We start from the raw sequence: 24,279 nt of genomic DNA, 5'->3' as shown, positions 1-24,279 counted from the left end.
GCTGTGCCGGGTTTGCGCCGCCGTGGCGAAGCGCAAACCCTGATACAGAGAATAGTCGGCCCCGGCGCCGGGCCGAACCACCCGCGACGGGTAGCGAGGAGGGGGAGTGGGGCGAAACGCCCGGGCTACTGGTCGAGATCGAGCCCGAGATCGCGCACGCGTGCGACGGCTTCGTCGCGGCTCGAAACGCCGAGCTTGCCGTAGATGTTCTTGAGGTGCCACTTGACCGTTTCCGGCGAGATGCCGAGGGTTCGGGCGATCTTCTTGTTAGGCAACGTCTGCGCGAGCAGGCTGATGACCTTGGCCTCGCGATCGCTGAGCGCTTCGGCGCCGCCAGGCAGCGCGCCACGTGCGCTGCTCGCCGTGGCCGGCGGCGCGGCGAGAACGCTCGCGGCCGCCTCGGCGCGGCGCAGCCGGTCGACATAGAACGCCAGCACCGCATCGTCCGGCTCGGCGCGCACGACCTGTTCCGCGAACGCGATCACATCGGGCGCGGCGTCGAGAATGCTGCGCACCAGCCCGATCCGGTGGCCGAGGCGCAGGCTGGCGAGCGCGCTCTGGTGCGCCGCATCGGTGCGTCCGCGCTTCAGGTCGACCAGCGCCGACTGCAGGCGCAGGCGGGCGACGTGATGCTGACGGCCCCGCTCGCCACACAATGCGATGAGCGCCGGCAAGCGCAAGGCGGCGCTTTCGTAATCCTTGTGGGCGATGTTCCAACTGACGTGCGCCTGCTCCGCGAGCGCTACGACGTCGCGGTGGGTGAGCGGGCGCGTGGGCGCGAGACTGGCCGCGATCATGTCGAGCCGCGCGAGACCGGCCTCGGCGTCGTCGAACCGGCCGGATTGGAGATGATACTGGACCTGGGCTGCGAGGCTGTGAGCCTGAAGCCGTGGCAGGCCTTGCCGCGTGGCGTACTCATCGAGCCGTTCGAGGTAGGCGAATGCGTCGAGGTGATGTCCTTCCGCCCAGTGCGCCGCCGCAAGCACGCTCAACACGCGCACGACCGAATCGGGGATGGACACCCGCTCGAGCACATCGACGCGATCTTCGAGCAGACGTCTCGCGCCGGCGATGTCGTTGAATTCGTACAGCGCCTCGCCAAGCAGCGCGGCCGCGAAGCAGGCCGGCTCCGCCGCGCCGCTGCCGCGTTGCTCGGCTTCGGCCAGCACGTCGCGGCTGATGCGCTCGACCTGCGTGAATTGCCCTTCGAGCGCATGGCTGAAGCCGGTCATGCAGCGACTATTGAGCACGCCTGCGGAGGTGCCGAGCAGCGGTGCGCCGGCGACGAGCACACGCGTCGGGTCGAGTTGCATCGCGCGCGCTTCTTCGTACTCGCCCGCGTGCATGTAGAGCCATGACAGCAGGATGGCGCGCGCGCCGACCGAGAAGCCGTCGGCATCCGCGGGCGCATTCAGGATCACGGGCAATTGCCCCATCGCGCGGTCGGGATCGTCGCGCTGCACCTCGACTGTGGCGCGCAACAGCGCCAGCCGGTAGCGCGTGCGTGCATCGCCGGCGGGGATGTCGGCTTCGAGCCGCGCGATGCTGTTCGCGCAGGCTTCGAAATCGCGCGCATACAGCTGCAGTTGCAGGCGCCACATGCGCAAGCCGATGCGGGCTTCGATCTCGACATGCGGCAGCAACTGCATGAGCGAGACGAGCTTGCGCAGATCGCCGGACACCTGCAAGCCGCGCGCCACTTCCAGAACGAGGTTCGCCGCGGCCGCGGATTCGCCGGCCTGCAGCGCATGCCGCACGGCCTCGTCGGGCAGGTCGTGGTCGCGGAACCAGCACCATGCCGCATGGTGCACCGAACGCTGCAGCGCCTCGCTGCGAGCCCGGAAGCGGTCGAGCAGGGTCTCGCGAAAGAGCGGGTTGAGGCGGTACCAGGTTTCGTTACCCACGCGCTCGATCTGCGCGATGAACAAATTGTCGGTCTCGAGGCGTTCGAGCAGCGCGAGCAGCTCGCGAGGCGGCTGCTCCGCGCCGACCAGCGCCACGCACAGCGATGAGCACAACCGCGCGCACACCGAGGTGCGCACGAGCAGCTCCACCTCGTTCGCCGTGAGGTGGGACAGCACTTCGCGCTCGAAGTAGTCGCCGAGCGAGCGCGCATCGAGCAGGTGAGTGTGAGGAAGACGGCTGAGCGACTCCGTCGCGTTGCGCGCGCCGGAGGACGCGCGGTGCCGCTTCAGATGCATGGCAAAAAGCTGCAAGCCTGCGACCCAGCCGTCGGTGAGCTCGTGCATTTCGCGAGCATCGCGCTCGCTGACTTCGCCCAGTTGCGCGCGCAGGTATTGCGCAGATTCCTCGAACGTGAAGCGCAGGTCCCGCATGTTGAGTTCGAGCACGAGATCCTGATCGCGCAGGCGGCCGACCGAAACAGGAAAGGTGCCGCGCGAGACCAGCACGATATGCAGATTGGGCGGCGCGTAATCGAGCAGCCATTGCAGCGCCTTGTGGCTGCGCGGATTGGCGATATGCTGCAGATCGTCGACGACGAGGGTGAGGTCGCCGGAGCGTTCCGCGATGCCGCGCACCAGCGCGATCACGGTGCGCTCGACCGCTTCGTCGTCCACGCCGCGCCCGCCGAGGAGGGCCGCTTCGCGGCAGATGGCCGGGTCGATCTGAGCGAGGCTCGCGACGAGGTAGTCGATGAAGCTCGCCAGATCGTCGTCTTCGGGCGCGAGCGTGAGCCACGCGAGCTCGAAGCCGAGCGGCAGCAGCGCCTCGCGCCAGGCGACCAGCGTGCTGGTCTTGCCGCAGCCGGCAGGGCCTTGCAGCATGATGCAGCGCTTGCGCCGCGCCTCGATCAGCTGGGCGACAAGACGCTCGCGCGCGACGACGCGGGTTCGGTGACGCGGGGCCATGACACGGGATGCGGGGTTGGTGGGGAGGGTGGGGGCCTTGTCGGAGCGGCCCTCATCGGACGGAACTGAGGATTGCGGCATGTTCGCGTGCGCCTTTCTGTCGAGGCGCGGCTATTGCAGCGCGCGCCCAATGACGAAATGGATATTCGGCCATTGTAGCGTGCGAAGAATGCACGCGAAGCGCTCTGCCAGCGGTGCCGCGGCTAAGCCGGGCGTGCCTCCCCCTCGGCGTGCTCGTCGGCCGCGGTGGGAGCCTGCTCGGCTTGCTGGCTCCGGTTGCGGCGCGCGAGCCGGACGACTTCGCCGTCCGCGCGCCAGGCGTGGCAGGTGTCGAGCATGGGCAGCAGCGGCGCGCGGGCGTCGTCCATCATGGCCGCGTGCGTGCGCTCGCGCAGCTGCATGAGGGTCTGGAATGCCGTGGTGGCCATCGGGCCGAGCAGTTCGGTCAGGTGCGTGCAGCCCGCGCCGCCGCCGACCCGCGCTTTGACCTCCTTCATGAAGCCATTGCCGATGCGCACGCCGATCAGCTTTCCGTACGCGGCGTTGATATGGGTGCAATACGGCGTAGGCGCGGCGTGGGTGAGCGCGCGGGCATCGTGAATCACGAGATTGTTGTCGACGGTGATCCTGAGCCACATGTCATGAATCGGCTCGCCGGCAGGCACTTCCTTGAACAGCATGCTCGCGTGGTGCCCCTTGGTGTCCCGCATGCAGGCCTCGATATCGTAGAGGCCGTCTTCGCGTGCGTATCCTGTGCAGACGATCTGGCGCGTGTGCGCCAGCCTTCGTGCGGCGGTGGGGGCGGGATTCTCGGACATCGCGGCGGGCTCCTGACGAGCGCCCTCACGGGCGCGGTATCGCGATGATGGCTGGATACCCCGGGCGTTGTCCCTACCCGCGGCGGGTAGTCGCACCCTGGCCCCTCGCGCACGCACAGGAGGCGAAGGCGGCAGACCATGCAATCATGCCGCTCGTGCCCTGAGGATGCCTTAATGATGCTCGCAGGGCGGCGGCCTTACATCGTCACCGACTTGCACTCGAGGAACTCAGCCAGCCCCTCGGCGCCGTATTCGCGCCCGTTGCCGGAGGTCTTGTAGCCGCCGAACGGTACCGTGACGTCGAGCATCGCGCCGTTGATGCGCACCGAGCCCACGCGCAGCCGTGCCGCTACCTTGCGGGCGCGCTCCGGATTGCCCGAAGCGATATAGCCCGCGAGACCGTAGATGCTGTCGTTGGCGATGCGGATGGCGTCTTCCTCGTCCTCGTAAGGCATCACGACCAGCACGGGACCGAAGATCTCCTCGCGCGCGATCGCCATGTCGTTATGCACGTCGGCGAAAATCGTCGGCTTCGCATAGAAGCCGCGCGTGAGCCCGTCGGGCCGGCCGGTTCCGCCCGCTGCCACGCGCGCGCCTTCCTCGATGCCGGCAGCGATCATGTGCTGGACCTTTTCGTACTGCAAACGATTGGAGATGGGGCCCATGCGCGTAGCGGGATTGGCGGGGTCTCCCACGGTCACCGCGTTCGCGGCGGCTGCCGCGATGGCGACCGCTTCCTCATAGCGCGAGCGCTGAACCAGCATGCGCGTGGGCGCAATGCAGGTCTGGCCGGAGTTCGCCATGCATTGTGCAACGCCGCTGGCGACCGCGCTTTGCAGATCCGCGTCGTCGAGTATCAGCAGGGCCGACTTGCCGCCCAGTTCCTGGGTCACGCGCTTCACGGTGGGCGCGGCGCTGATCGCCACCTCGACGCCCGCCCGCGTGGATCCCGTGATGGAGACCATGGCCACGTCCGGATGCGAGGACAGGCGCGTGCCCACGATGCGGCCTTCGCCGAACACCATGTTGAACACGCCCGCCGGCGTGCCGGCCTCGTGCATGATCTCGGCGAACAGCATCGCGTCAAACGGCGCGATTTCCGAGGGCTTGAGCACGACGGTGCAGCCCGCCGCCAGCGCTGGCGCGACCTTGGCCACGATCTGGTTCAGCGGCCAGTTCCACGGCGTAACGAGCGCCGCGACGCCGATCGGTTCCCGGCGCACATAGCTTTTGGCATGCGTGGTTTCGAACTCGAAGCGGCGCAGCGTGTCGATGGCCGCCTGCAACTGCATGAGGCCGATCGGCGCCTGCAACGCATTGCACAGCATGACCGGCGCGCCGATTTCCTTGCGCACGGCCTCGGCGATCTCGGGCATGCGGCGCTGATAGATTCCGGCGATGCGCTGGAGCAGGGCAATCCGCTCCTCGCGGCTCGATTCGGACCACGAATCAAACGCCTCACGCGCAGCGGTGACGGCGCGATCGGCGTCCTCTGCCGTGCCCATCGCGAGCTTGCCGGTGTGCTCCTCGCTGGTCGGGTCGACGATGTCGAAGAACGTGGCGCCGGTCGAGGGCTCGACCCACTCGCCGCCGATATAGAAACGGTTCAATGTTGTCATGACTTGCTCGTTGACGAAAATTGGCTCGATGTCGATGCTGTGGGCGGCTCAGAAAGGCCGGTCGCCGATCACCGTCGCGCGCATCATCTGGCGCACGGCGGGGAAGTAGTCCTGGATGGCGTAGTGCTGGCACGACCGGTTGTCCCAGAACGCGATGGTGTTCGGCTGCCACTTCAGGCGCACCTGATACTCGGGCGCCTGCGCCTGGCGGAACAGGTACTGCAGCAGTTCCATCTCGGCGAGCTTGAAATCGAAGCCCACGCGGTAGCGCTCGACCGTCTTGTGGCCATAGTTGGCGATATGGGTCGTGAAGGCCTCGTTGACGTACAGAATCTTTTCGCCGGTTTCCGGATGGGTGCGCACGACGGGGTGTGTTGCCGGCGGAAAACGCTTCTTCATCGTCTCGTGCTGATCGTCGGGCACCACGATGCCGAACAGCGGCAGGAAGTCGTGCACCGCCTTCAGGTCGGCGATCAGCGCCTTGACGTCCTCGGGCAGGTTTTCATAAGCCGCGACCATGTTGATCCACAGGGTGTCGCCGCCCACCTCGGGGCATTGCACGCAGCGCAGCATCGAGCCCATCGACGGAATCTCGCGCCACGACACGTCCGAGTGATAGAGATTCTCGCGCCCGCGCTTCGCCTCGCCGCGACCCAGAATCGCGAGTTCGGGATGGTCGGGGTGATGCGGGAACGTCGGGTGCAGTTCGAGCTCGCCAAAGCGGCGCGCAACGGCAACGTGCTGGGCCGGCGTGATGTCCTGGTCGCGGAAAAACAGCACCTTGTACTTGAGCAGCGCGCGGCGCAGGGCGAGGTAGGTCGCGTCGTCCAGCGGCTCGCGCAAGTCGATGTCGCTGATCTCAGCGCCGATGGTCGGGGTTTGACGAGTGACGGTGAACGGCCAGCTTTCGCTTGAGGCTTCGGCGGCTGGGGTACCAACGGTTGCTTGCATGTCGAGTCTCCAGATTGGATGTTTGTGTTCGGCCGCTCATTGGCAGGTGCCGACCCGATGATAGTTGGATCGATTCAATGCCGGGATCATGCGTGACGTGCTCCGAAAAGTTGAGAATCGGCCGGACATCACGCGGCAAGCGGCGCCGCTTCGCGGTTGAGCGTGCGCAGCGAGCGCGCCGGATGCAGCCAGCGCAGCGCGACGAGCGCGGCCACGATCAGCAGGACCGCGGTAACGAGGATGCCAAGCTCATAAGCATGACTGCCCGCGTTTGCGCGCGACTGGATGATGCTGCCCGCCACGGCCGGCCCCACGGCGGCACCGAGGCTCGATATGGCCGTGTTGATGGCGATGATCGAACCGCGCTGCGCGAATGGCACGATCTCGGCAAGAATGGCGGGCGCGAGCGTGAGGCACAACATGGGCAGCGCGCCGGCGATGGCATAGCAGAGCACTTTCTGAACCGACGTCAACTCGATGGTCGCGAGCGCGACGAACAGCAGCGCGCCGCCGATCATGGTGGCGCAGGATAGCTGGACGCGCGCTTCGCGCGTGGTCGCGCCGTGCTTCATCATGGACTGTGACAGCGCGCTCAGCCCGACGGTCACGGGCGCAGCAAACGCAATGACAAGGGCAAACCAGCGGCCCGCGACGACGCCGCCGAAGCCGAGCCCTTTTTCCAGATACGTGGGCAACCAGGTGATGGTCTGGCCGAGCAACCAGTAGGCCACGAAGCCGAGCAGGAATACGCACAGCACCGAGGTATCGGTGAGTATCCTGCGGTACGGCAGGCGCTCGGGCACCTGCCCAGCCGGGTCCGCCTGGGCCTGGGCGCCGCCGGGCCTTGCGCCGAGCGAGCCCTCGCGGCCAAAGCACAGCCACAGCGCACACCAGACGCAGCCGATCGCGGCAAGCACGAAGAAGTTGGCGCGCCAGCCCCAGCGAAGCGTGAGGAGCGGTATGCCGACGCCGGCCAGGACCATGCCGATGACCGCGCCCTGATTGATGATGGCGACCGGAACGCTGCGCTTGTGATCCGGAAACCACTTGAACAACGCGTGAACAGAGGTTGGAAACGAAGGGCCTTCAGCTGCGCCGAGCAGGACGCGGCAGACGAGCAGCGCAAACACGCTGTCCGTGAATGCCTGCGGCAACTGGAGGATCGACCAGCTCGCGCCCATGGCTAGCAGGATCCAGCGCGTCTCGATGCGATTCGAGAGGAAGCCGACGATGACGGTGGAGGTCGAGAATAGCCAGAAAAAGCTGCCGGCGACCAGGCCGAACTGGGCCGGTGAAAGATGCATGTCGGCCATGAGCGGCACGGCCACCATGCCGAGAACGATCTTGTCGAGGAAGTTGATCATGGCAAGCCAGGTGAGCAGTGCGGTGATCATCCAGGCTGGCTTGGGCTGGTAGGCAGAGGAAGCAGACATGTGCGCGGTCTCGTGGTTCGGCATGTGAGGCAAGGGTGGCCTGGGTGGCCAAGCGCGCTCCAGTGGCAGGGATAGCCGCGTGAAGGCGCATGGAAACAGCGAGGTGGAAAGAGGCCGAAAGCGCGCGCCAGCGGGGCCGGGCAATCATGGCCGCCATTGGTGTCTCCTTGTTCTTGGACTACGCGTGCCGAACGGCTTGCCGTCACGATTGCGTGTATCGGTTTGCAGGTTAGGGGGCGCGCCGCGCGGGGCACCCCCCCGTGGTGGGGAGGACGCACCCGAAACTCACGAAATCGCCAAAACAGCGGCATTTCTGCTTTCAGACGGTGCTGGCAACATCGCTGGGCAGAAAGACGTCCGCAGGCAATGCTCAGCAGTCGCGTAAAAGCCGCCACTCTCACGTTAGAGCATGGGCTATGTAACCGCGAGCGAGGACGAGGCACGCTTGCCCGACACCAGTCCAGCGATGCCTGCGGCCCGGTAACGCAGCACCAGCCACTCGACCTGGCGCACGCTCAGGCCCAGCCGCTCGGCCGCGCGACCTGGCTTCAGGCCCGAATCCACGACAGCCTGGATTACCTTCAAACGATCAAGTTCTCGCATGTTCAATGTCACCAGTGCGCTTCGGTGCATGGGCGGCTCCACGGTCTCGCAGGGAACCGGCAAGCTTACCGAGGTCGAAACGCGACATTTCTAAATGGCTAGAACACGACATTTCTATTTGGGACCTACAAATTTAACTTCGATAATTTATATTATGTAAAATAAAAAATTCACCCGGCTTTCGCTTCCACCACCGCCTGGTTCCGCCCACGCATGCACCCCGCACTATTGCACGCGCCGATCCATCCCATGCAACGCGCCCGCACGCCGAACGGCCGAATCTGGCGAGGCCTCGCATTGCGCACAGCGCCCGAAGATCACAAGGCTTGCGCTTGCATACCGAAACTCGCGCGCGGCCGCAATGGCCTCGTGCTGCAACTCGAGCGCGTTGTCGTCGACATCACAAATCGTGCCGCAATCGCTGCAGACCAGATGCGAATGGCGCGTGCCGCGATTGAGTTCGTACACGACGCGCTGCTCGCCAATCCACGCGCTCGTGATCAGGCCCGCATCCAGCAATTGCGCCAGCGCACGATACACACTCGCGAGGCTGCATTGCTCGGTCTCCGGCGGCACGCGCCGAAAGACCTGGTCGGCGGTCATGTGCTCGCGCGGAAATTCGTGGAACAAATGCAGAACCGCGACGCGACTAGAGGTCGGACGCATACGGGCTCGCTTCAGATCGGCGTAAATCGCTTTCATTCCATCGGCACACTTTTTCAGACTTGGCCGATAGTCTCGTCGCCGGTAGCTTAAGAATTGCTTAAGTCACTTCGCCCCTCAAGTAATTAGGCCCGTGCCCGCGTTCCATGCGCACAGGTGTGAGGCTCGTGCTTCGGCTTCCTCATTCCGCCTCCCCGTAAGGTGAATGATCTGCGGGCTTAAGCTCGATCTGCCGCGCACCGGGGCCCGGATGGAACACGAACGTCGACGCCGCGAAGGCCGGATTGAGCCGCCAGTGGTACGTCACATCATGGCGCGGCCGCGTCGGCTGGGTCGTGTCGGTAACGATCATTTTGCACGGCAGCGGCCTGCGCCCCGTTTGTACCCACAGTTCCCAGTCCACGTCCGCTTCCCTGAATGCATAGTGCGTGCAGGTGCGCGCGTCGATCTTCTCCTCGCCAAGCGTTTGTGCCGATTGAATGGCGCTGTTGTCGGGCTTGCCGTTGCCCCAATAGAACAGATCGACGAGCGGCGTTTCGATATGCCAGTTGGCGGCGAGGTCATGCACCAGAGCGTCGAGCGTGGGCGGAGCATCGTGCCGCGCGTAGTAGCCCTTTTTCTCGTTGAAGATCGTGAAGCGATGGCCGTCATAGACGATGCCGCGCACGTTGCCGTTACCTGTGATGTCCGCGCGCAGGCGATCGGGCCGTTTGACCTTGAGCACGGCGTGATGCAGGAACGCTACGTTTTGGCCGTTGTCGAGCACGACGTCGGTGGCCGTGTCCGCATTCACTTCGAAGGTGCGTAACGAGCGCAGATACCGGCCCATGGCATCCAGCGCACTCGTTGCGCGCGCATCGATTATTGCCGCACTGCTCTCGCCCGGCCCGCTGCCGAGGTCATTGAGCGGCGATGGCACGTTCGATTGCGCAGGCTCATGCTCGCTTGCCACTTTCTGGTGAGCGCAGCCGCCCAGCATGACTGCACCTATGAGCGCGAGGCAAATCGGGCTCACGAGCTGCACCGCGAAGGTTCGCGCAATGACTCCAGGGAAGACAATTTTGTTCACGTCGTCTCCTGACTGAAAGGTCGTCTATGACCGTCCCAGATTGCAGCACCCATTTGTTCCCTGCGCGCGCGAACCGGCACTGATCAGCGAAGCCTGGACATGGCCCTGCACAGGCTTTGCGGTATCCAGCTTACCAGCGGCTAGCGTATCGCGGCACGAATGCGCCATCGCCCTGCTTTCGTGGCTCGATGAAAACCCCTTGAAAGCATCGCGCCGCGCAGACCGGGAGGCGCTCTCAGGCGTACGCCTTGATGCAGGCGACGCGACGGCACACCATCTGCTCCGGCTCTAGCCGTGCGACCTCGTTTCAGGCGCCGGGCACGGTATTGCACGGGTGACCTTGATGCCTATCATTCACGGCATGATTGCCATGAATGAAAAAAATAGAAAGGCCGTTTTGTTTGCTCTACTTATCGAATCGACGGCCAGTTTTTTAAGCTTCGACCGGTCGCGGGCGACAAGTCAGCGTCTGCTTGACGTGCCGCAATGGCGCTGACGCCGGGTATCGGTAGCATCAGCACGCTAATCCGTCTCGGCCCTTCGTCATCTGGCGTTCACCGTACTCAGGTCCATACCAGAGTGGGCTTGTTCGGGCCCGACATCCACTCAGGATTCCCAGGTTCCCTACAACCAACGCCAACAATGAAAAAATTCCTCGTCTGCGCTGCCGCGCTTCTCGCCGCCGGCTATCTCGGCCTTAGCGGCATCGCCTGGTATCACGACACCCTCTACGCCGAAAGCACGGCCAGCCTGCCCGCCGCGTCTCCGGAGGCTGCAAAGGTTCGCAATATCCTCGACCGCAACGCATGCTATTACTGTCACTCGACCAAAGCGGTACTGCCGGCGTATGCGTCCCTGCCCGGCATCCAGCAGCTCTCGCGCTACGACATCGAGACCGGCCAGCGTTATTTCCGGCTCGACGCTGTGTTCAATGCGCTGCGCAACGGCACACCTCCCCCGCAGGCCGATCTCGCCAAGCTGGAGCGCGCCGTGACGAACGACACGATGCCTCCCCTGCGCTTTCGCATGATGCACTGGCGCACCGGGCTGAACCAGCACGACCAGCAGACGCTGCTCACATGGATCTTGCAGGAGCGCAAGCGCTGGTATGCCACGCCTGGCGTCGCGATGGCTTTCGAGAACGATCCGGTGCAGCCGTTGCCGCGGGCGTTGCCGACCGACGCGCGCAAGGTCGCGCTCGGCGCGCAGTTGTTCCACGATCCGCGCCTTTCCGTTGACAATACCATTTCGTGCGCGAGCTGCCATTCGCTCGCGACCGGCGGCGTGGACAACCGCAAACGCTCGCTCGGCGTGGGCGGCCAGCTGGGCGGCGTGAATGCGCCCACGGTATTCAATGCCGCGCTCAACCATACGCAGTTCTGGGACGGGCGCGCCGCCACGCTTCAGGAGCAGGCAGGCGGGCCGCCGCTCAATCCGGTCGAGATGGCGTCGGCATCGTGGGATCAGATCGTCGGCAAGCTCAATGCCGATGCGCCGTTCGCGCAGGCCTTCTTGCAGGCCTACCCTGATGGACTGAACGGCGCGAACATCACCAACGCCATTGCCGAATACGAAAAGACTCTACTCACGCCCAGCCGTTTCGACGCCTGGCTGCGCGGCAACACTGAAGCATTAAGCAACGAAGAGGTGCGTGGCTATAACCTGTTCAAGTCGGTGGGGTGCGCGAGCTGCCACGTCGGCGCCAATCTGGGTGGGCAATCGTTCGAGCGCATGGGCCGTGCTGGCGACTACTTCGCCGCACGCGGCGACGCGCTGACCGAAGCCGACAACGGCCGGGCCAACGTCACGCACGATCCGCGCGATCGCCAGTCGTTCAAGGTGCCGGGATTACGCAACGTGGCGCTCACGGCACCGTATTTCCACGACGGCAGCGTAACGGATCTGCGTGAGGCGGTGCGCATGATGGCGCAGTATCAGCTCGGCACCACGCTGTCCGAAGCGGACGTCGACGCGCTGACCGCCTTCCTCAAGTCGCTCACCGGCACCTATACGGCTGCCGCCACACACACCAGCGCCCCTACCCCGTCGTCCTCGCCTGCGCTCGCTGCGCAGCCTTGATTCGCGCGGGCGGTGGTGCGCGCGTGCGTGCCACCGCCATCCCATACGCTCTTGCGCCGAGCAATAGTCAGACAAGACGAGCGGGATTCGGCCGTGCGACCGAGGCACGCATCGTTACGCTGACGCCGAAATCGCGCTCGATGTCCCAATGCGTGCCATAGCACTGATTGATCAGCCAGCGCACGGCATTGCGGGTGAGTTCCGCCGTCGGAATGTGGACCGAGGTGAGCGCGGGTGCCATATAGGCCGCTGAATAATCATCGTCATAGCCCATCACTGAGATGTCGTCCGGCACCGCAATGCCCGCCTGCTGCAAACGGGCGAGCGCCGACATGGCCATCGTGTCGTTGGCGCAGAAAAGTGCCGTGAAGCGTTGCTTCGAGTCGAGCAACTCGCCGGCCGCGGCATAGCCGCCCTCGGGCGAGAAGTCCGACATGATGAGCGGCACTGCCGCGCGCGCAATGCCGTGGTGCGCGAGTTCGGTGAAGAAACCGTCGAGACGCGCGAGGTTGTCCGAAGAGCTCGGCGGCCCGCCGATCACTGCAATCTCCCGGTGGCCATGCTTGACCAGCGTCCGCGCGGCCAGTTCGCCGCCGTGAAAATGGTCGGCGCAAAACGACGCCTCGGGCAACTGATCGAATACACGGTTCAGGAATGCCATACGCGGATGCATCGCATGCAGCATATTGAGGTCTTCGTCGTGCAGGTCGTGGCTGATGACCACCATGCCGTCGCAGTCGCGCCCGATCAGAAAGCGCACGGCCTCGATGGCCTGCTCGCGTGGCGAGCCGTCGCCGCAACCGGTGGCCACTACCACGTGCCGCTTCACCGCGCGCAATTCCGTATCGGTCTCCTTGAGGATGGTGCCGTAATAAGAGCCAAAAAAAGTCGGCACGAAAATGCCGACGATGCCGAGCGACTGCGTCGCCATCGCCCGCCCTATCGACGACGGCCGGAAGTTTAGATGCTCGATAGCGGCCTGCACGCGCGCGGCGGCCTCGGCCGACACCGGCCCCTTGCCCGAAATCGCCCGCGAGGCCGTGGAAAGACCCACACCGGCCAGCGTTGCCACGTCTTTGAGGGTTACCACGCTTGTTTGCCCCCTTGCCTTCTTCTGGTTATGTTTTCCGAGCGCCCGCCCCTTTCATCTAATGGTCTGATGAATGGGCGCTCAAAGTCGCAGGCTGCTCGCCTCGTCGAACAGCGATACCTGCCCGGCATCGATCTCGAACGGCACATTAGCTCCGCTCGCGAGTGGTGTCTTGTCCTGATCGATCGAAGCGATCTGCGTTCCATGATAATCGAGCCAGAGGACCCGGTGGTTGCCCATCGGTTCGATCAGCGTAATTTGGCCTTGCAGCGCCTCGCCCCGCGAGGCAATGCGCACCGGATCGCCCGAGCGGATGTCCTCGGGACGCACGCCCAGCACACATGGCCGGCCAGGATCGAGCGCCCCCTTGAACGCATAGCGCGAGACGTCCACGGCGAGCCGCTGCCCGCGGAACCACAGCTTGCCTTCGCCGGCTTCGAGCACACCGTGCAGAAGATTCATCGGCGGTGCACCAAGGAAGGTCGCCACGAACAGGTTTTCGGGCCGCGCATAGACATCGGCGGGCGCGCCGAACTGCTGGATCACGCCGCCATTCATGACCGCCATGCGCGTGGCGAGCGTCATGGCCTCCACTTGATCGTGCGTCACGTAGATCATTGTCGCGCCCAGTTGCTGATGCAGTTGCTTGAGCTCACGGCGCAGTTCCGTGCGCAGCTTGGCGTCGAGATTCGAGAGCGGTTCGTCGAACAGGAACACATCGGCTTCGCGCACCAGCGCGCGCCCGATCGCCACGCGCTGGCGCTGACCGCCCGAAAGCTGCGACGGCTTGCGCGAGAGCAGCGGGCCGAGTTGGAGCATCTCCGCCGCTCGCTGCACGCGCCGCTCGATTTCCGCGCGTGGCGTGCCATTGATACGCAATGCGAATGAAAGATTTCGCTCGACGTTCATCGTCGGATAGAGCGCGTACGACTGGAACACGAGCGCCACGCCGCGATCCTTGGGATCGGCCCACGTCATGTCTGCGCCCGCGATTTCGATGCTGCCGTGGGTCACGTCGATGAGGCCGGCGATGCTGTGCAGCAAGGTGGACTTGCCGCAGCCCGAAGGGCCGAGCAGCACCACGAACTCTCCCGCGCGCACATCGAGGTCGAGATCTTCGATCACCGTGTTCGCGCCAAGGTCGATGCGCAGGTTGTGCACCGCTACGTTTGCCGGATTCGCCATCGTCTGCCTCCTTGCCCTGACCTCATCGTCGGCTGCTCATCCCTTCATCGCGCCCGATGCGATGCCGCGCACGAACCAGCGGCCCGAAATGAAATAAATCGCGAGCGGTACGAGCGAGGTTAGGATCGTCGCGGCCATGTTCACGTTATAGAGCCGCTCGCCCGTGGTGGTATTGATGATGTTGTTGAGTTGCACGGTCATCGGCAGGTTATGGGTGCCCGCGAAAACCAGCCCGAGAATATAGTCGTTCCAGATGCCCGTGACCTGCATGATCAAGGCAACCACGATAATGGGCGCCGACATGGGCAGCATGAGTTGCACGAAGATGCGCCAGAAGCCGCCGCCGTCGATGCGCGCCGCCTTGAAGAGCTCCTGCGGCAGCGCGGCATAATAGTTGCGAAATAGCAGCGTCATTACGGGCATGCCGAAGATCGTGTGGATCACGACGATGCCCGGCAGCGAAGCGAACAGATGCACGGCGGCCAGCACGCGCACGAGCGGATAGACCATCACCTGCACGGGAATGAACGCGCCCGCGAGCAGCACGGCGAATAGCACGCCCGCGCCGCGCGGCCGCCAGAACGAGAGCGCGTAGCCGTTCACGGCGCCCACCGCAATCGAAATGATCGTGCTCGGCACGACGATGCGCACCGAATTCCAGAAGCCCACGCGAATGCCCGCGCATTCGAGGCCCGTGCATGCCGACGACCAGGCGTCCTGCCACGGCGCGAGCGTGACATGAAGCGGCAGCGCAAGCAGATGGCCCATGCGGATTTCATTCATCGGCTTGAGCGAGGTAACGAGCATCACATAGAGCGGCAACAGGAAAAACAGTGCGGCAATAATAAGGAATCCATATATACCGAAGCGAGCCGGTGTGAAATGACGCCGCCGCCTCGGGGCAGGCATGCGGCGCCCGGGCTTCGCTTCAGTCGCGCGGGCGCTGGACGGTTTGGCAAGCCGAACGTTCATGTTCGCTCTCCCCTGCGCGCTGCCATGGCCGAAACATGGCTGCGCGCGTACAGCACTGGCGCGAGCACCGCGAGAACCGTCGCGAGCAGCACGATCGAGGCGGCGGAAGCCAGCCCGATGTTCGCGCGATTGAACAGGTAATCCATGATGAACTTGCCCGGCACTTCGCTTGCGGTGCCAGGGCCGCCTTGCGTCATGGCCACCACCGCGTCGTAGAGCTTCACCACCATCACGAAGAGCAGCACGAACGCGGTGGACATCGAGGTCTTCAGCATCGGCACGACGATGCTCGCATAAACACGCCAGCGCGGAATGCCGTCGAGGCGCGCGGCCATCCAGAGCTCTTCCTCGATGCCGCGCAGCCCCGCGAGCATCAATGCCATCACGAGCCCCGAGGCCTGCCACACGGTCGCGATCACGAGCGTATAGATCGCGAAGCGTTGCGAAACGATCCAGTCGAAGTGCGCATGCGCGAAACCCATATGCCGCAGCACCGCCTGGACGCCGAGTTCGGGATTGAGGATCCACTGCCACACGAGCCCGGTTGCTACAAACGACATCGCATATGGATAGAGAAAGATCGTGCGTAGCGCACCCTCGGCTGCAACGCGCTGGTCGATGAATATCGCGAGCAACAAACCAGTCGCGAGACAGACGACGATAAAGCACACACCGTAGATCGCGAGGTTCTGCAGCGAGACGATCCAGCGGTCGTTTTCGAAGAGCCGCACATACTGCGTCGCGCCCGCGAACGTGTTGGTCGGCAGTGAGCGCGAGTAGCTCATCGAAACACGCGCGGTCCACAGCATCGTGCCGATATAGGCGAACACGACCGTGGCTGCCATCGGCAGCAGCGCGATCCATGCGGCCAGCGACAGGCGCCGCCGCATGGGGCGCCCCGCGCGTTTCAATCGTTCCCGGCGCCTCGCATGATCCAGCTTGAGCGCGTACATGGGCTGCCCCGGCTCAGCGCTTGATCGCCGTGGCGAACGCTTTCTGCGCTTCGTCGACGGGCTGGTTCTTGTTCCAGAAGTTCGTGATGACGTCCTGAAGCGCGCCCTGCACATCAGGCGGAATCAGCATCTCCGGGTTCGGCAACTGGCGAGATTTGTCCTTCATGATTGTCATGCCCCCCTTCGCGCAGATGTCGAAGTTCGAAGTATCCACGTCCTGGCGAATCGGTATCGAGCCCTTCTTCTCGCTGAATGCCGCTTGCGCCTTGGGCGAGGTCATCACCGTCGCGAGCAGTTGCTGCGCTTTCACGGCCTGCGGGTTGTCGGTCTTCGGGAACACGAACGCATCGCCCGCCACCATATACGGGGAATTCGCGAAGCCCGGAAAGCAGCCGAAGTCCTTGCCCGCCACCTGATGCGCGTTAGAGAACTCGCCCTTCGCCCAGTCTCCCATGATCTGCATGCCTGCCTTGCCCGAAATCACGAGCGCCGTCGCATCGTTCCAGTTGCGGCCGGGCGAGCCCGGATCGACATAGCTGTGCAGGCGTTTGAAGGTCGTCAGCACGTTCTTGAAAGCCGGCGAATTGACGGCGTTCGCATCGCGGTCGCGATAGACCCTCATGTAGAGATTGCGATCCATGTCGGCGAAGATCGCGTCGAAAGTGATTTTCTCCTGCCACGCCTGGCCGCCGAGCGCGAGCGGAATCAGGCCTGCCGCCTTGAGCTTGTCGAGGGCGGCGAAAAGGTCGTCGAAGTTCCTGGGTTCGCTCGCGATGCCGGCTTTGGCAAACGCGGGCTTCGAGTAAAAAAACCAGTCCTGCATGTGGATGTCCACGGGTGCGGCATAAAAATGCCCGTTCACCTTGATCTGGTTGAGCACCGATTCTGGCAAAATGGCGTTCCAGTTCTCCCTGGCTGCAACGTCATCGACATTATTCAGGAGTCCCTGGTCGATGAGATCGTGAAACTGTTTGGACGTGTTGAACTGTGCCGCCGTGGGCGGATCGCCGCCAACAATGCGGTTGATTGCCGTGGCGCGCGCCTGGTCCGCGCCGGCAATCGCGTTGTCGATCCACTGGCCGCCCGCCTGATCATAGGCTTGCGCGAATTGCTTGATGGCGGCCGATTCGCCGCCCGAGGTCCACCAGTGAATCACGGTGGCCTTGAGTGGTGCGTCCGCGGCGTGCGCCACCAGCGCGCCGGCCATGGCGAGCGCAGCGACGACAGCGCGCAGCATGGGCGCGCGTGGGTTCATCCGGTCCAATCGCTTCATTGCGTCTCCTCCGGTGTACCGGTTTGTCTATCGTTCTATGAAGTCAAGCCCGCGCGCCCCGCTGGGCCATGAAGCGCGCAATCAGTTGTGCGCTGCGTTTGGGCGTGCGCTTTTGCGTGTCGTAATCCACATGAACCACGCCAAAGCGCCGTTCGTAGCCGAATGCCCATTCGAAGTTGTCGAGCAGCGACCACACAAAGTAGCCGCGCACGTCCACGCCCGCCTTGATCGCGGCGTCGACGGCAGCCAGATGCCGCCTGAGAAACGCAATGCGCTGCGCGTCGTCCACTTGCCCGTCGCGCACGCTGTCGTCGGAAGCCATGCCGTTCTCGGTGATATAGACAGGCGGCAGGTTTTCATACGTGCGATGAAAGCCCACGAGCAGATCGCGCAGGCCGTCCGGATAGACCTCCCAGCCCATCTGCGTGCGTTCGACGCCGGCAAGCGGCACTTCGACAAAGCCGTGTGCGCCGTCGCTTTTCACCTGGGTACGAAAATAGTAGTTGATGCCGAGGAAGTCGAGCGGTGTGGCGATCGTCTGCATGTCGCCGTCGAGCACGAGCGGCTCAGTGCCGGGCCACAGTTCGAACAGCTCGGCTGGATACTCGCCCTTGAGCAACGGGTCGAGAATCCACGCGTTGTGCTGCACTTCGAAGCGGCGCGCGGCGGTGAGGTCGGCGTGCGAATCTGAATCCGCCGTGCCGCGCCCGACGTTCGCGACAATGCCCTTGGCCGAGCGCGGATCGTTCGCGCGCAGCGCCGCCGTCGCCAGCCCGTGGCCCAGCAGCAGATGATGCATGGCCTGGGTCGCATAGCGCGGATTCGCAAGGCCCGGCGCATGATGGCCGTTGCCATAGCCGAGATACGCCGAGCACCACGGCTCGTTGAGCGTCATCCATGCGTCGACGAGGCCCGACAATTCACGGCTCATCAGGTCCGCATAGTCGGCAAAACGCCAGGCCGTATCGCGGTTGAGCCAGCCACCGCGATCCTCCAGATGCTGTGGCAAGTCCCAGTGATAGAGCGTCGCGAAAGCCCGGATGCCCTTCTCTTTCAAACGCTCGAGCAAGCGCCGGTAGAAGCCGATGCCCTTTTCGTTCGGACGGCCCGACGCATCCATCACCCGCGGCCAGGCAATCGAGAAGCGATAGGCCTCGAAGTTCAATGCTTCCAGTAGATCGAGGTCGCTTTCCCAACGGTGGTAATGATCGCAGGCCACAGCGCCGGTATCGCTCGCGAGCACCTTGCCGGGTGTGGCGCTGAAGGTGTCCCAGATCGATGGCAGACGGCCATCCTCGCCCACCGCGCCTTCGATCTGGTACGACGCGGTGGCCGCCCCCAGCAAGAAGTCGCCTCGCCAGAGCACGGAATCGGGCGTCGGCGTGAAGGCGTCGGGTTCGAACGAGGCAGCCGGATCGGGATGCGGCGAAGCGGAATGCGGCGAAGCGGCTAGGTCGTGTGTCACGAAAGCTCCTGCGCAAAAGCCGTCAGCGAGACGTTGCCGCGCCCCGGCGGCGTTGATGTGGAAGCGCTTCCACAGCGCTTGACGCGCAAGATATCAGCCACGAAATCTCGCGGGCAATTCGGGTTTCTCTGGAGGTCCGAGGGTGTGCAAACGCTCGCGAGCGCGGCAGCCCCGCTGGAACCATGCTGCACTGCGCGAGGATAGTGCAAGGACGTGCAAGGACCGGTCACGCGTCAGCGTGCTGGCCGAGTTCCGGATGCACGGCCGCGAGCGCCTCGTGTAGCGTCGTATAGATGTTTTCCGCGCCCACCACGGGGGTGATGCCGTGGCGATCCATGTCCGCGCGCAGATAGCGGTTGACCCGGCCGAATATCACCTCGATGCCGCGATTGCGCAGCGACTCGCATAACTCGTTAACCGAACGACCTGCCGAATAATCAATGGCCGTGATGGCCGATGCGTCGATCACGAGACAATGCACGGGCGACGGCGCCCCGTCGATCAAACCGTTCACTTCGTCGACGAAAAGATGATCGTTGGCGTAGAAAAGATCGGAGCCAAAGCGATAGACGATGAGGCCGGGCCCGGTCACGAGTCCGACCTGCGCCGGCACGGGCATCCAGCGCCCCGTCTCGTTGGGGGCAAGCATCATCGTATGCGGGCGATAGCTGTGGCGCACGTGGCGCAGCAGCGAGAGCCCGATCGCAATGAGAATGCCGTTCTCCACTCCGATCACAACCACGGAGAGCGCGGTAACCACGGCGAGCCAGAACTCGCCACGGCTTTCGCTGCGAATATCGATCAACTGGCCGATGTGCACCATGCCGGCAGCGATCGTGAAGACGATGGCCGCAAGCACGCAGCGTGGCAGATATTGCAGCCAGTTGCTCAGAAATAGCAGCACCACAACGACAACCGCAGCAAACGCCAGTTGCGCAAACTGGCTGCGCGCGCCGGCCTGCTCGGCCATGGCGGTCTGCGTGGGGCTGCCGTTCACCACGAACGCGCCGCTCAGCGAAGCCGCCGCGTTTGCTGCGGCGAGGCCCAGCAAATTCTGGTCTTCATCCACGCGTTCGTCGTAGCGCTCGGCGAATGCGCGGCTCGTCGCCGCGCTCTGCGCGATGATGATCACGAAGCACGCTGCCGCCACCTGCATCAAGTCGAGCATCTGAAACCAGCCCACGGCCGGAAACGCAATGTGCGGCAGCCCTCCTTGCAGCGGTCCGGTCACGGCAATGCCGCGGCCCGCGAAGTCGAACGTGGCGCTCGCGGCGATGCCGCCCACCACCGCGACGAGCGGCACGGGCCAGGCCGGCCGCAATCGCTTGAAGACGAGAATCGTCAAGACTACGAGCGCCGCGATCGCAGGCGTCTGCCAGTGAATGGAGGAAAACTGCAAGATGATCTGCCTGACCTGCAGGGCCGTGCGCCGCGAGGCGAACGGAATGCCGAGCATGTCGCCGAGCATCGCCACGCCCACCTGTACGCCAACACCGGTAAGAAAGCCCACCAACACCGTGCGCGAGAGAAAGTCGGCGAGAAAGCCTAACCGGAAAATGCGCGCGAGCAGCAGGAAGAACGCCGTGAGCAACGCGGTCATGCCAGCCAGCGCGACGTATTCGGCGCTCGCAGGCGCCGCCATGGCTGTGAGCTTGCTCGCGAAGATCGTGGCCGTAGCCGAATCCGCAGCGACCACGAGGTGGCGCGAGGCGCCGAAGAACGCGAACGCGATGAACGGCAGGAAGCCGGTATAGATCCCGGTAACGGCCGGCATGCCCGCAATGCGCGCATAGCCGAGCAGTTGCGGAATATTCATCGACGCGAGCAGCACGCCCGCTTTCGCGTCACGCAACGCCCCTGCGCGGTTGAGGTGACGCATGCCACTGAAAAATTCAAACGCCACGACGGCTTCCTTTCGATGCCTGCATCCGCATGGGCTTCGGAGTAACTGGCGAGTAAGGGTAATAGCGCCGTATCTTAGCGCGGCACAGCCGGTTCGTTCACGGCGGCTTGCCATGCTGCGATCCTGGCGAAAGGAAAGCTGCGCGACACCAAGAAAAAGGCCAGCGCGCGGGCTGGCCTTCGGTTGCACTGCGGGCGTCGAAGCCGGTGTATGCCTATACCCTCACCGCCGGCGGCACGTAACGGCATTCGTAGCGCTTCCTGACCGTGCCGTTCTCGTCGACGCTTTCCAGATACACATCGAATTGCCAGAGCCGCGCCATGTGCCGCAGGACTTCGTCAGTGTCGCCCGACAGATGACGGTTATCGCTCATGAAGTGGCGCAGCGTGAGGCTGCGGTCGCCGCGTGTGTTGACCGACCAGACCTGAATGTTCGGCTCGCGATGATGCATGTCGTACTGCCGCGAGAGCGCCTGGCGCACGTACTGATAGCCGCTGTCGTCGTGGATGGCCGAGACTTCCAGCGCGTCGCGCATGTCGTCGTCGAGCACCGAGAAGAGCCGCATCTCGCGGATCAGATGCGGCGAGAGATACTGCGCGACGAAGCTCTCGTCCTTGAAGTTGCGCATCGCGTAGTGCAGCGCACTGAGCCATGGGCTGCCGGCGAGTTCCGGGAACCACTTGCGGTCTTCCTCGGTGGGGCTTTCGCAGATGCGGCGTATGTCGCTCATCATCGAAAAGCCCAGCGCATACGGATTGATTCCGCTGTAGTAGTGCTTGGTGACTGGCGGCTGATAGACCACATTGCTGTGCGAGTGCAGGAACTCCATCATGAAGCCGTCTTCCAGCTTGCCTTGCGCATACAGCGTATTGAGCAGCGTGTAATGCCAGAACGTGGCCCAGCCCTCGTTCATCACCTGAGTCTGGCGTTGCGGATAGAAGTACTGACCCACCTTGCGCACGATGCGGATGACTTCGCGCTCCCACGGTTCGAGCAGCGGCGCGTTCTTTTCGGCGAAATACAGCAGGTTCTCCTGCGGCTCGGGCGGGAAGCGCTCGTCGATTTCCTCGGCGATGGGCTGCTGCGTCTTCGGCAGCGTGCGCCATAGTTCATTGACTTGCGATTGCAGATACGCCTCGCGCTCGCGGCGCAGCGCAGCCTCGCGTTCGAGCGAAAGCTTTTGGGGCCGCTTGTAGCGGTCCACGCCGTAATTCATGAGCGCGTGGCACGAGTCGAGCAACTCCTCCACACGGTCGAGACCGAAGCGCTCCTCGCATTCGGCAATGTAATTCTTCGCGTAGACGAGGTAGTCGACGATCGCATGCGCGTCGGTCCAGAGGCGGAACAGGTAGTTGCCCTTGAAGAACGAGTTGTGTCCGTAGGCCGCGTGCGCGATGACGAGCGCCTGCATCGTCATCGTGTTTTCTTCCATCAGATACGCAATGCACGGATTCGAATTGATGACGATCTCGTACGCAAGCCCCATCTGTCCCCGGCGATAGCTCTTCTCCGTGGAGAGAAAATGCTTGCCGAACGACCAGTGGCGATAGTTGACCGGCATGCCGACTGACGCATAGGCATCCATCATCTGCTCGGCGCTGATCAATTCGAGCTGGATCGGATAGACGTCCAGTTCGTATTGCTCCGCAACATGCGAGATATGCGTGTCGTATTCTTCGATCAGCTCGAAGGTCCAGTCGGATGGGCACGGCAACGGCCGTCTGTCGGCTACGTTCATATGCAATTCCCTGGTTTCCGGAAGCCGGGGTTCAGGGAGGTCATGTTCGGGGAGCCCGTGCGCGTCTTTGCGCGCCGGCTCGGCCGGGTGTCCCCCCCGTTTTGCGGCAGCCTCGTGATCGCCGTGCTGTCCCTTCCCGTGGCCGCCGGTCTTGCGGCGCTCCGGCTGATAGCCGCGCGCCTCGTTGTGCAGGTGGCGTGTCGTCATGAATGCTCCACCTGCTTTTCAAACAGCTCCCGGAAGACCGGATAGATATCCGCCGGGTTGTCGACCTTCTTCATCGCCAGATTCGGGTCGGTGAGCGCCAGCTGCGCATATTCGAGCCAGAGGTTTTGCTCCTCGGGCGTCACCTGAATATAAGCAAAATAGCGCACCTTAGGCAGGATGTCATCCGCGAGCAGCTTGCGGCACTTCGGCGAATCGTCGGTCCAGTTGTCGCCGTCCGAAGCCTGCGCCCCGTAGATGTTCCAGTCGCTCGGCGAATAACGGTCTTCGATCACCTTTTTCATCAATTCCAGCGCGCTCGACACCACCGTGCCGCCGCTTTCCGTCGAATGGAAGAAGGTATCCTCATCCACTTCCTCGGCGCGCGTGTGGTGGCGAATGAAGACCACTTCGATCTTTTCGTAATTGCGCTTGAGGAACAGGTACAGCAGGATGAAGAAGCGCTTCGAAAGGTCCTTGCGCTGCTCGTCCATCGAGCCGGACACATCCATCAGGCAGAACATCACCGCCTGGCTCGACGGCTGCGGCTGCTTTACGCGGTTCACGTAACGCAGGTCGAACGGGTCGATGAACGGGATGCGCCAGATGCGTCCGCGCAGATGATGAATCTGCTCTTCGAGCTGCTTGATGTCGTCGCGCCGGTCCGACGGATCGGCCATTAGCGCCTCCAGCTGCTCTTCGAGGTCGCGCAATTCGTTCACGAGCGGCGCGCCCAAAGCGATGCGCCGCCCGAGCGCGCTCCTCAGAGAGCGCACGACGTCGATGTTATTCGGCGTGCCCTCGGCGGCCCACCCGGCGCGGATGCTCTTCCACGTGGGCACGGCCATCAGATGGGTCTTGACGAGGCGCGGCAATTCGAGGTCGTCGAAGAAGTACTGCATGAACTCCTCGCGCGAGAGTTCGAACACGAAGTCGTCCTGACCTTCGCCCTCGTTGCTCGCCTGGCTGCCGCCACCGCCCCCGCCGCCTTGCGGACGCGGAATGCGGTCGCCGCGCACGTAGTCCTCGTTGCCCGGATGCACCATTTCGCGCCGGCCGCCGGGGCCGTGCCGGAACGACGGCTCGGCAATGTCCTTGCGCGGAATGGTGATGCTCTGGTTGCTTTGAATGTCCTTGATGCTGCGGTCACGCACCGCTTCCGAGACGGCGTGACGAATATAGTTCTTCACGCGGCGCAAAAAGCGCTCGCGGTTTGCAATGCTCTTGTTCTTGCCGGCCAGCCTGCGGTCGATGATTTGATGAAGCACATCCAGTCTCCCGCTCACGTTTCGAATGGGCGGGGTGCGCAGTCTGGAATGCCACGTTCAGTTGCTCATGGCTACGTGGCCTGCGCCCCGCCGGATTTCCTTTTTGCGCCGCCGCATGAAATG

At 63.8% G+C, this 24,279-nt stretch carries 19 protein-coding genes; 2 read left to right on the top strand and 17 right to left on the bottom strand.

What is annotated here, in order from left to right:
* Positions 1–125 precede the first annotated feature (125 nt).
* The 8 genes from P5W99_RS07650 to P5W99_RS07615 all read right to left on the bottom strand — a co-directional run bounded on the left by P5W99_RS07650 (position 126) and on the right by P5W99_RS07615 (position 10,026).
* A complete protein-coding gene (locus P5W99_RS07650) occupies positions 126–2,951 on the bottom strand; it encodes a LuxR C-terminal-related transcriptional regulator (RefSeq protein WP_421023974.1) in 2,826 nt (941 codons plus the stop codon).
* Positions 2,952–3,073: 122 nt separating this feature from the next.
* Complete coding sequence (locus P5W99_RS07645) at positions 3,074–3,688, bottom strand: DUF2889 domain-containing protein (RefSeq protein WP_434660152.1); 615 nt, start codon at positions 3,686–3,688, stop codon at positions 3,074–3,076.
* Between the two features lie 197 nt (positions 3,689–3,885).
* Positions 3,886–5,307: an aldehyde dehydrogenase family protein gene (locus P5W99_RS07640; protein ID WP_434660150.1), complete on the bottom strand. Its 1,422-nt coding sequence runs from the start codon at positions 5,305–5,307 to the stop codon at positions 3,886–3,888.
* A gap of 48 nt (positions 5,308–5,355) precedes the next feature.
* Entirely contained in the window at positions 5,356–6,258 is a 903-nt protein-coding gene (locus P5W99_RS07635; RefSeq protein ID WP_434660149.1) for a TauD/TfdA dioxygenase family protein, read from the bottom strand.
* A gap of 128 nt (positions 6,259–6,386) precedes the next feature.
* On the bottom strand, positions 6,387–7,691 hold the full coding sequence (locus tag P5W99_RS07630) for an MFS transporter (RefSeq protein ID WP_434660147.1): 1,305 nt from the start codon (positions 7,689–7,691) through the stop codon (positions 6,387–6,389).
* Between the two features lie 414 nt (positions 7,692–8,105).
* The gene (locus P5W99_RS07625; RefSeq protein WP_434660146.1) at positions 8,106–8,294 is read right to left on the bottom strand and encodes a helix-turn-helix domain-containing protein; all 189 of its coding nucleotides are present in this window, start codon (positions 8,292–8,294) and stop codon (positions 8,106–8,108) included.
* 225 nt (positions 8,295–8,519) lie between these two features.
* Positions 8,520–8,960 (bottom strand): Fur family transcriptional regulator, encoded by a 441-nt coding sequence (locus P5W99_RS07620; RefSeq protein WP_421023968.1) that lies wholly within the window; start codon positions 8,958–8,960, stop codon positions 8,520–8,522.
* 178 nt (positions 8,961–9,138) lie between these two features.
* Positions 9,139–10,026: a DUF2092 domain-containing protein gene (locus tag P5W99_RS07615; protein WP_421023967.1), complete on the bottom strand. Its 888-nt coding sequence runs from the start codon at positions 10,024–10,026 to the stop codon at positions 9,139–9,141.
* Positions 10,027–10,369: 343 nt separating this feature from the next.
* Between P5W99_RS07615 and P5W99_RS07610 the strand changes: the two genes are divergently transcribed.
* Both P5W99_RS07610 and P5W99_RS07605 read left to right on the top strand, forming a co-directional pair.
* On the top strand, positions 10,370–10,522 hold the full coding sequence (locus P5W99_RS07610; RefSeq protein ID WP_421023966.1) for a hypothetical protein: 153 nt from the start codon (positions 10,370–10,372) through the stop codon (positions 10,520–10,522).
* A 146-nt stretch (positions 10,523–10,668) separates the two neighbouring features.
* Positions 10,669–12,105 carry a cytochrome c peroxidase gene (locus tag P5W99_RS07605; RefSeq protein ID WP_421023965.1) on the top strand — a complete coding sequence of 479 codons (1,437 nt, stop codon included), beginning with the start codon at positions 10,669–10,671 and terminating at the stop codon, positions 12,103–12,105.
* Positions 12,106–12,172: 67 nt separating this feature from the next.
* On the opposite strand, the gene P5W99_RS07600 is transcribed toward P5W99_RS07605, so the two are convergent.
* The 9 genes from P5W99_RS07600 to P5W99_RS07560 form a co-directional block, all read right to left on the bottom strand.
* Complete coding sequence (locus P5W99_RS07600) at positions 12,173–13,195, bottom strand: LacI family DNA-binding transcriptional regulator (RefSeq protein WP_421023964.1); 1,023 nt, start codon at positions 13,193–13,195, stop codon at positions 12,173–12,175.
* 81 nt (positions 13,196–13,276) lie between these two features.
* The gene (locus tag P5W99_RS07595) at positions 13,277–14,380 is read right to left on the bottom strand and encodes an ABC transporter ATP-binding protein (protein ID WP_434660143.1); all 1,104 of its coding nucleotides are present in this window, start codon (positions 14,378–14,380) and stop codon (positions 13,277–13,279) included.
* A gap of 36 nt (positions 14,381–14,416) precedes the next feature.
* A complete protein-coding gene (locus tag P5W99_RS07590; RefSeq protein WP_421079589.1) occupies positions 14,417–15,289 on the bottom strand; it encodes a carbohydrate ABC transporter permease in 873 nt (290 codons plus the stop codon).
* Between the two features lie 59 nt (positions 15,290–15,348).
* Positions 15,349–16,305 (bottom strand): carbohydrate ABC transporter permease, encoded by a 957-nt coding sequence (locus tag P5W99_RS07585; protein WP_434660142.1) that lies wholly within the window; start codon positions 16,303–16,305, stop codon positions 15,349–15,351.
* A gap of 13 nt (positions 16,306–16,318) precedes the next feature.
* Positions 16,319–17,560 carry an ABC transporter substrate-binding protein gene (locus P5W99_RS07580; protein WP_421025214.1) on the bottom strand — a complete coding sequence of 414 codons (1,242 nt, stop codon included), beginning with the start codon at positions 17,558–17,560 and terminating at the stop codon, positions 16,319–16,321.
* A 61-nt stretch (positions 17,561–17,621) separates the two neighbouring features.
* Complete coding sequence (locus P5W99_RS07575; protein ID WP_434660140.1) at positions 17,622–19,043, bottom strand: GH1 family beta-glucosidase; 1,422 nt, start codon at positions 19,041–19,043, stop codon at positions 17,622–17,624.
* A 226-nt stretch (positions 19,044–19,269) separates the two neighbouring features.
* Positions 19,270–20,922, bottom strand: a complete 1,653-nt coding sequence (locus P5W99_RS07570) for a SulP family inorganic anion transporter (RefSeq protein ID WP_421025213.1) — start codon at positions 20,920–20,922, stop codon at positions 19,270–19,272.
* A 238-nt stretch (positions 20,923–21,160) separates the two neighbouring features.
* A complete protein-coding gene (locus P5W99_RS07565; RefSeq protein WP_421023960.1) occupies positions 21,161–22,891 on the bottom strand; it encodes a SpoVR family protein in 1,731 nt (576 codons plus the stop codon).
* Positions 22,888–24,156, bottom strand: a complete 1,269-nt coding sequence (locus P5W99_RS07560; protein WP_421023959.1) for a YeaH/YhbH family protein — start codon at positions 24,154–24,156, stop codon at positions 22,888–22,890. The genes P5W99_RS07565 and P5W99_RS07560 overlap by 4 nt, the downstream gene beginning before the upstream one ends.
* Between the last annotated feature and the right edge of the window lie 123 nt (positions 24,157–24,279).

The organism is Paraburkholderia sp. A3BS-1L, from assembly GCF_051125215.1.
Lineage (GTDB): Bacteria > Pseudomonadota > Gammaproteobacteria > Burkholderiales > Burkholderiaceae > Paraburkholderia.
The sequence above is the reverse complement of the archived record's forward strand: the minus strand, read 5'-3'. Positions and strand labels throughout refer to the sequence as shown.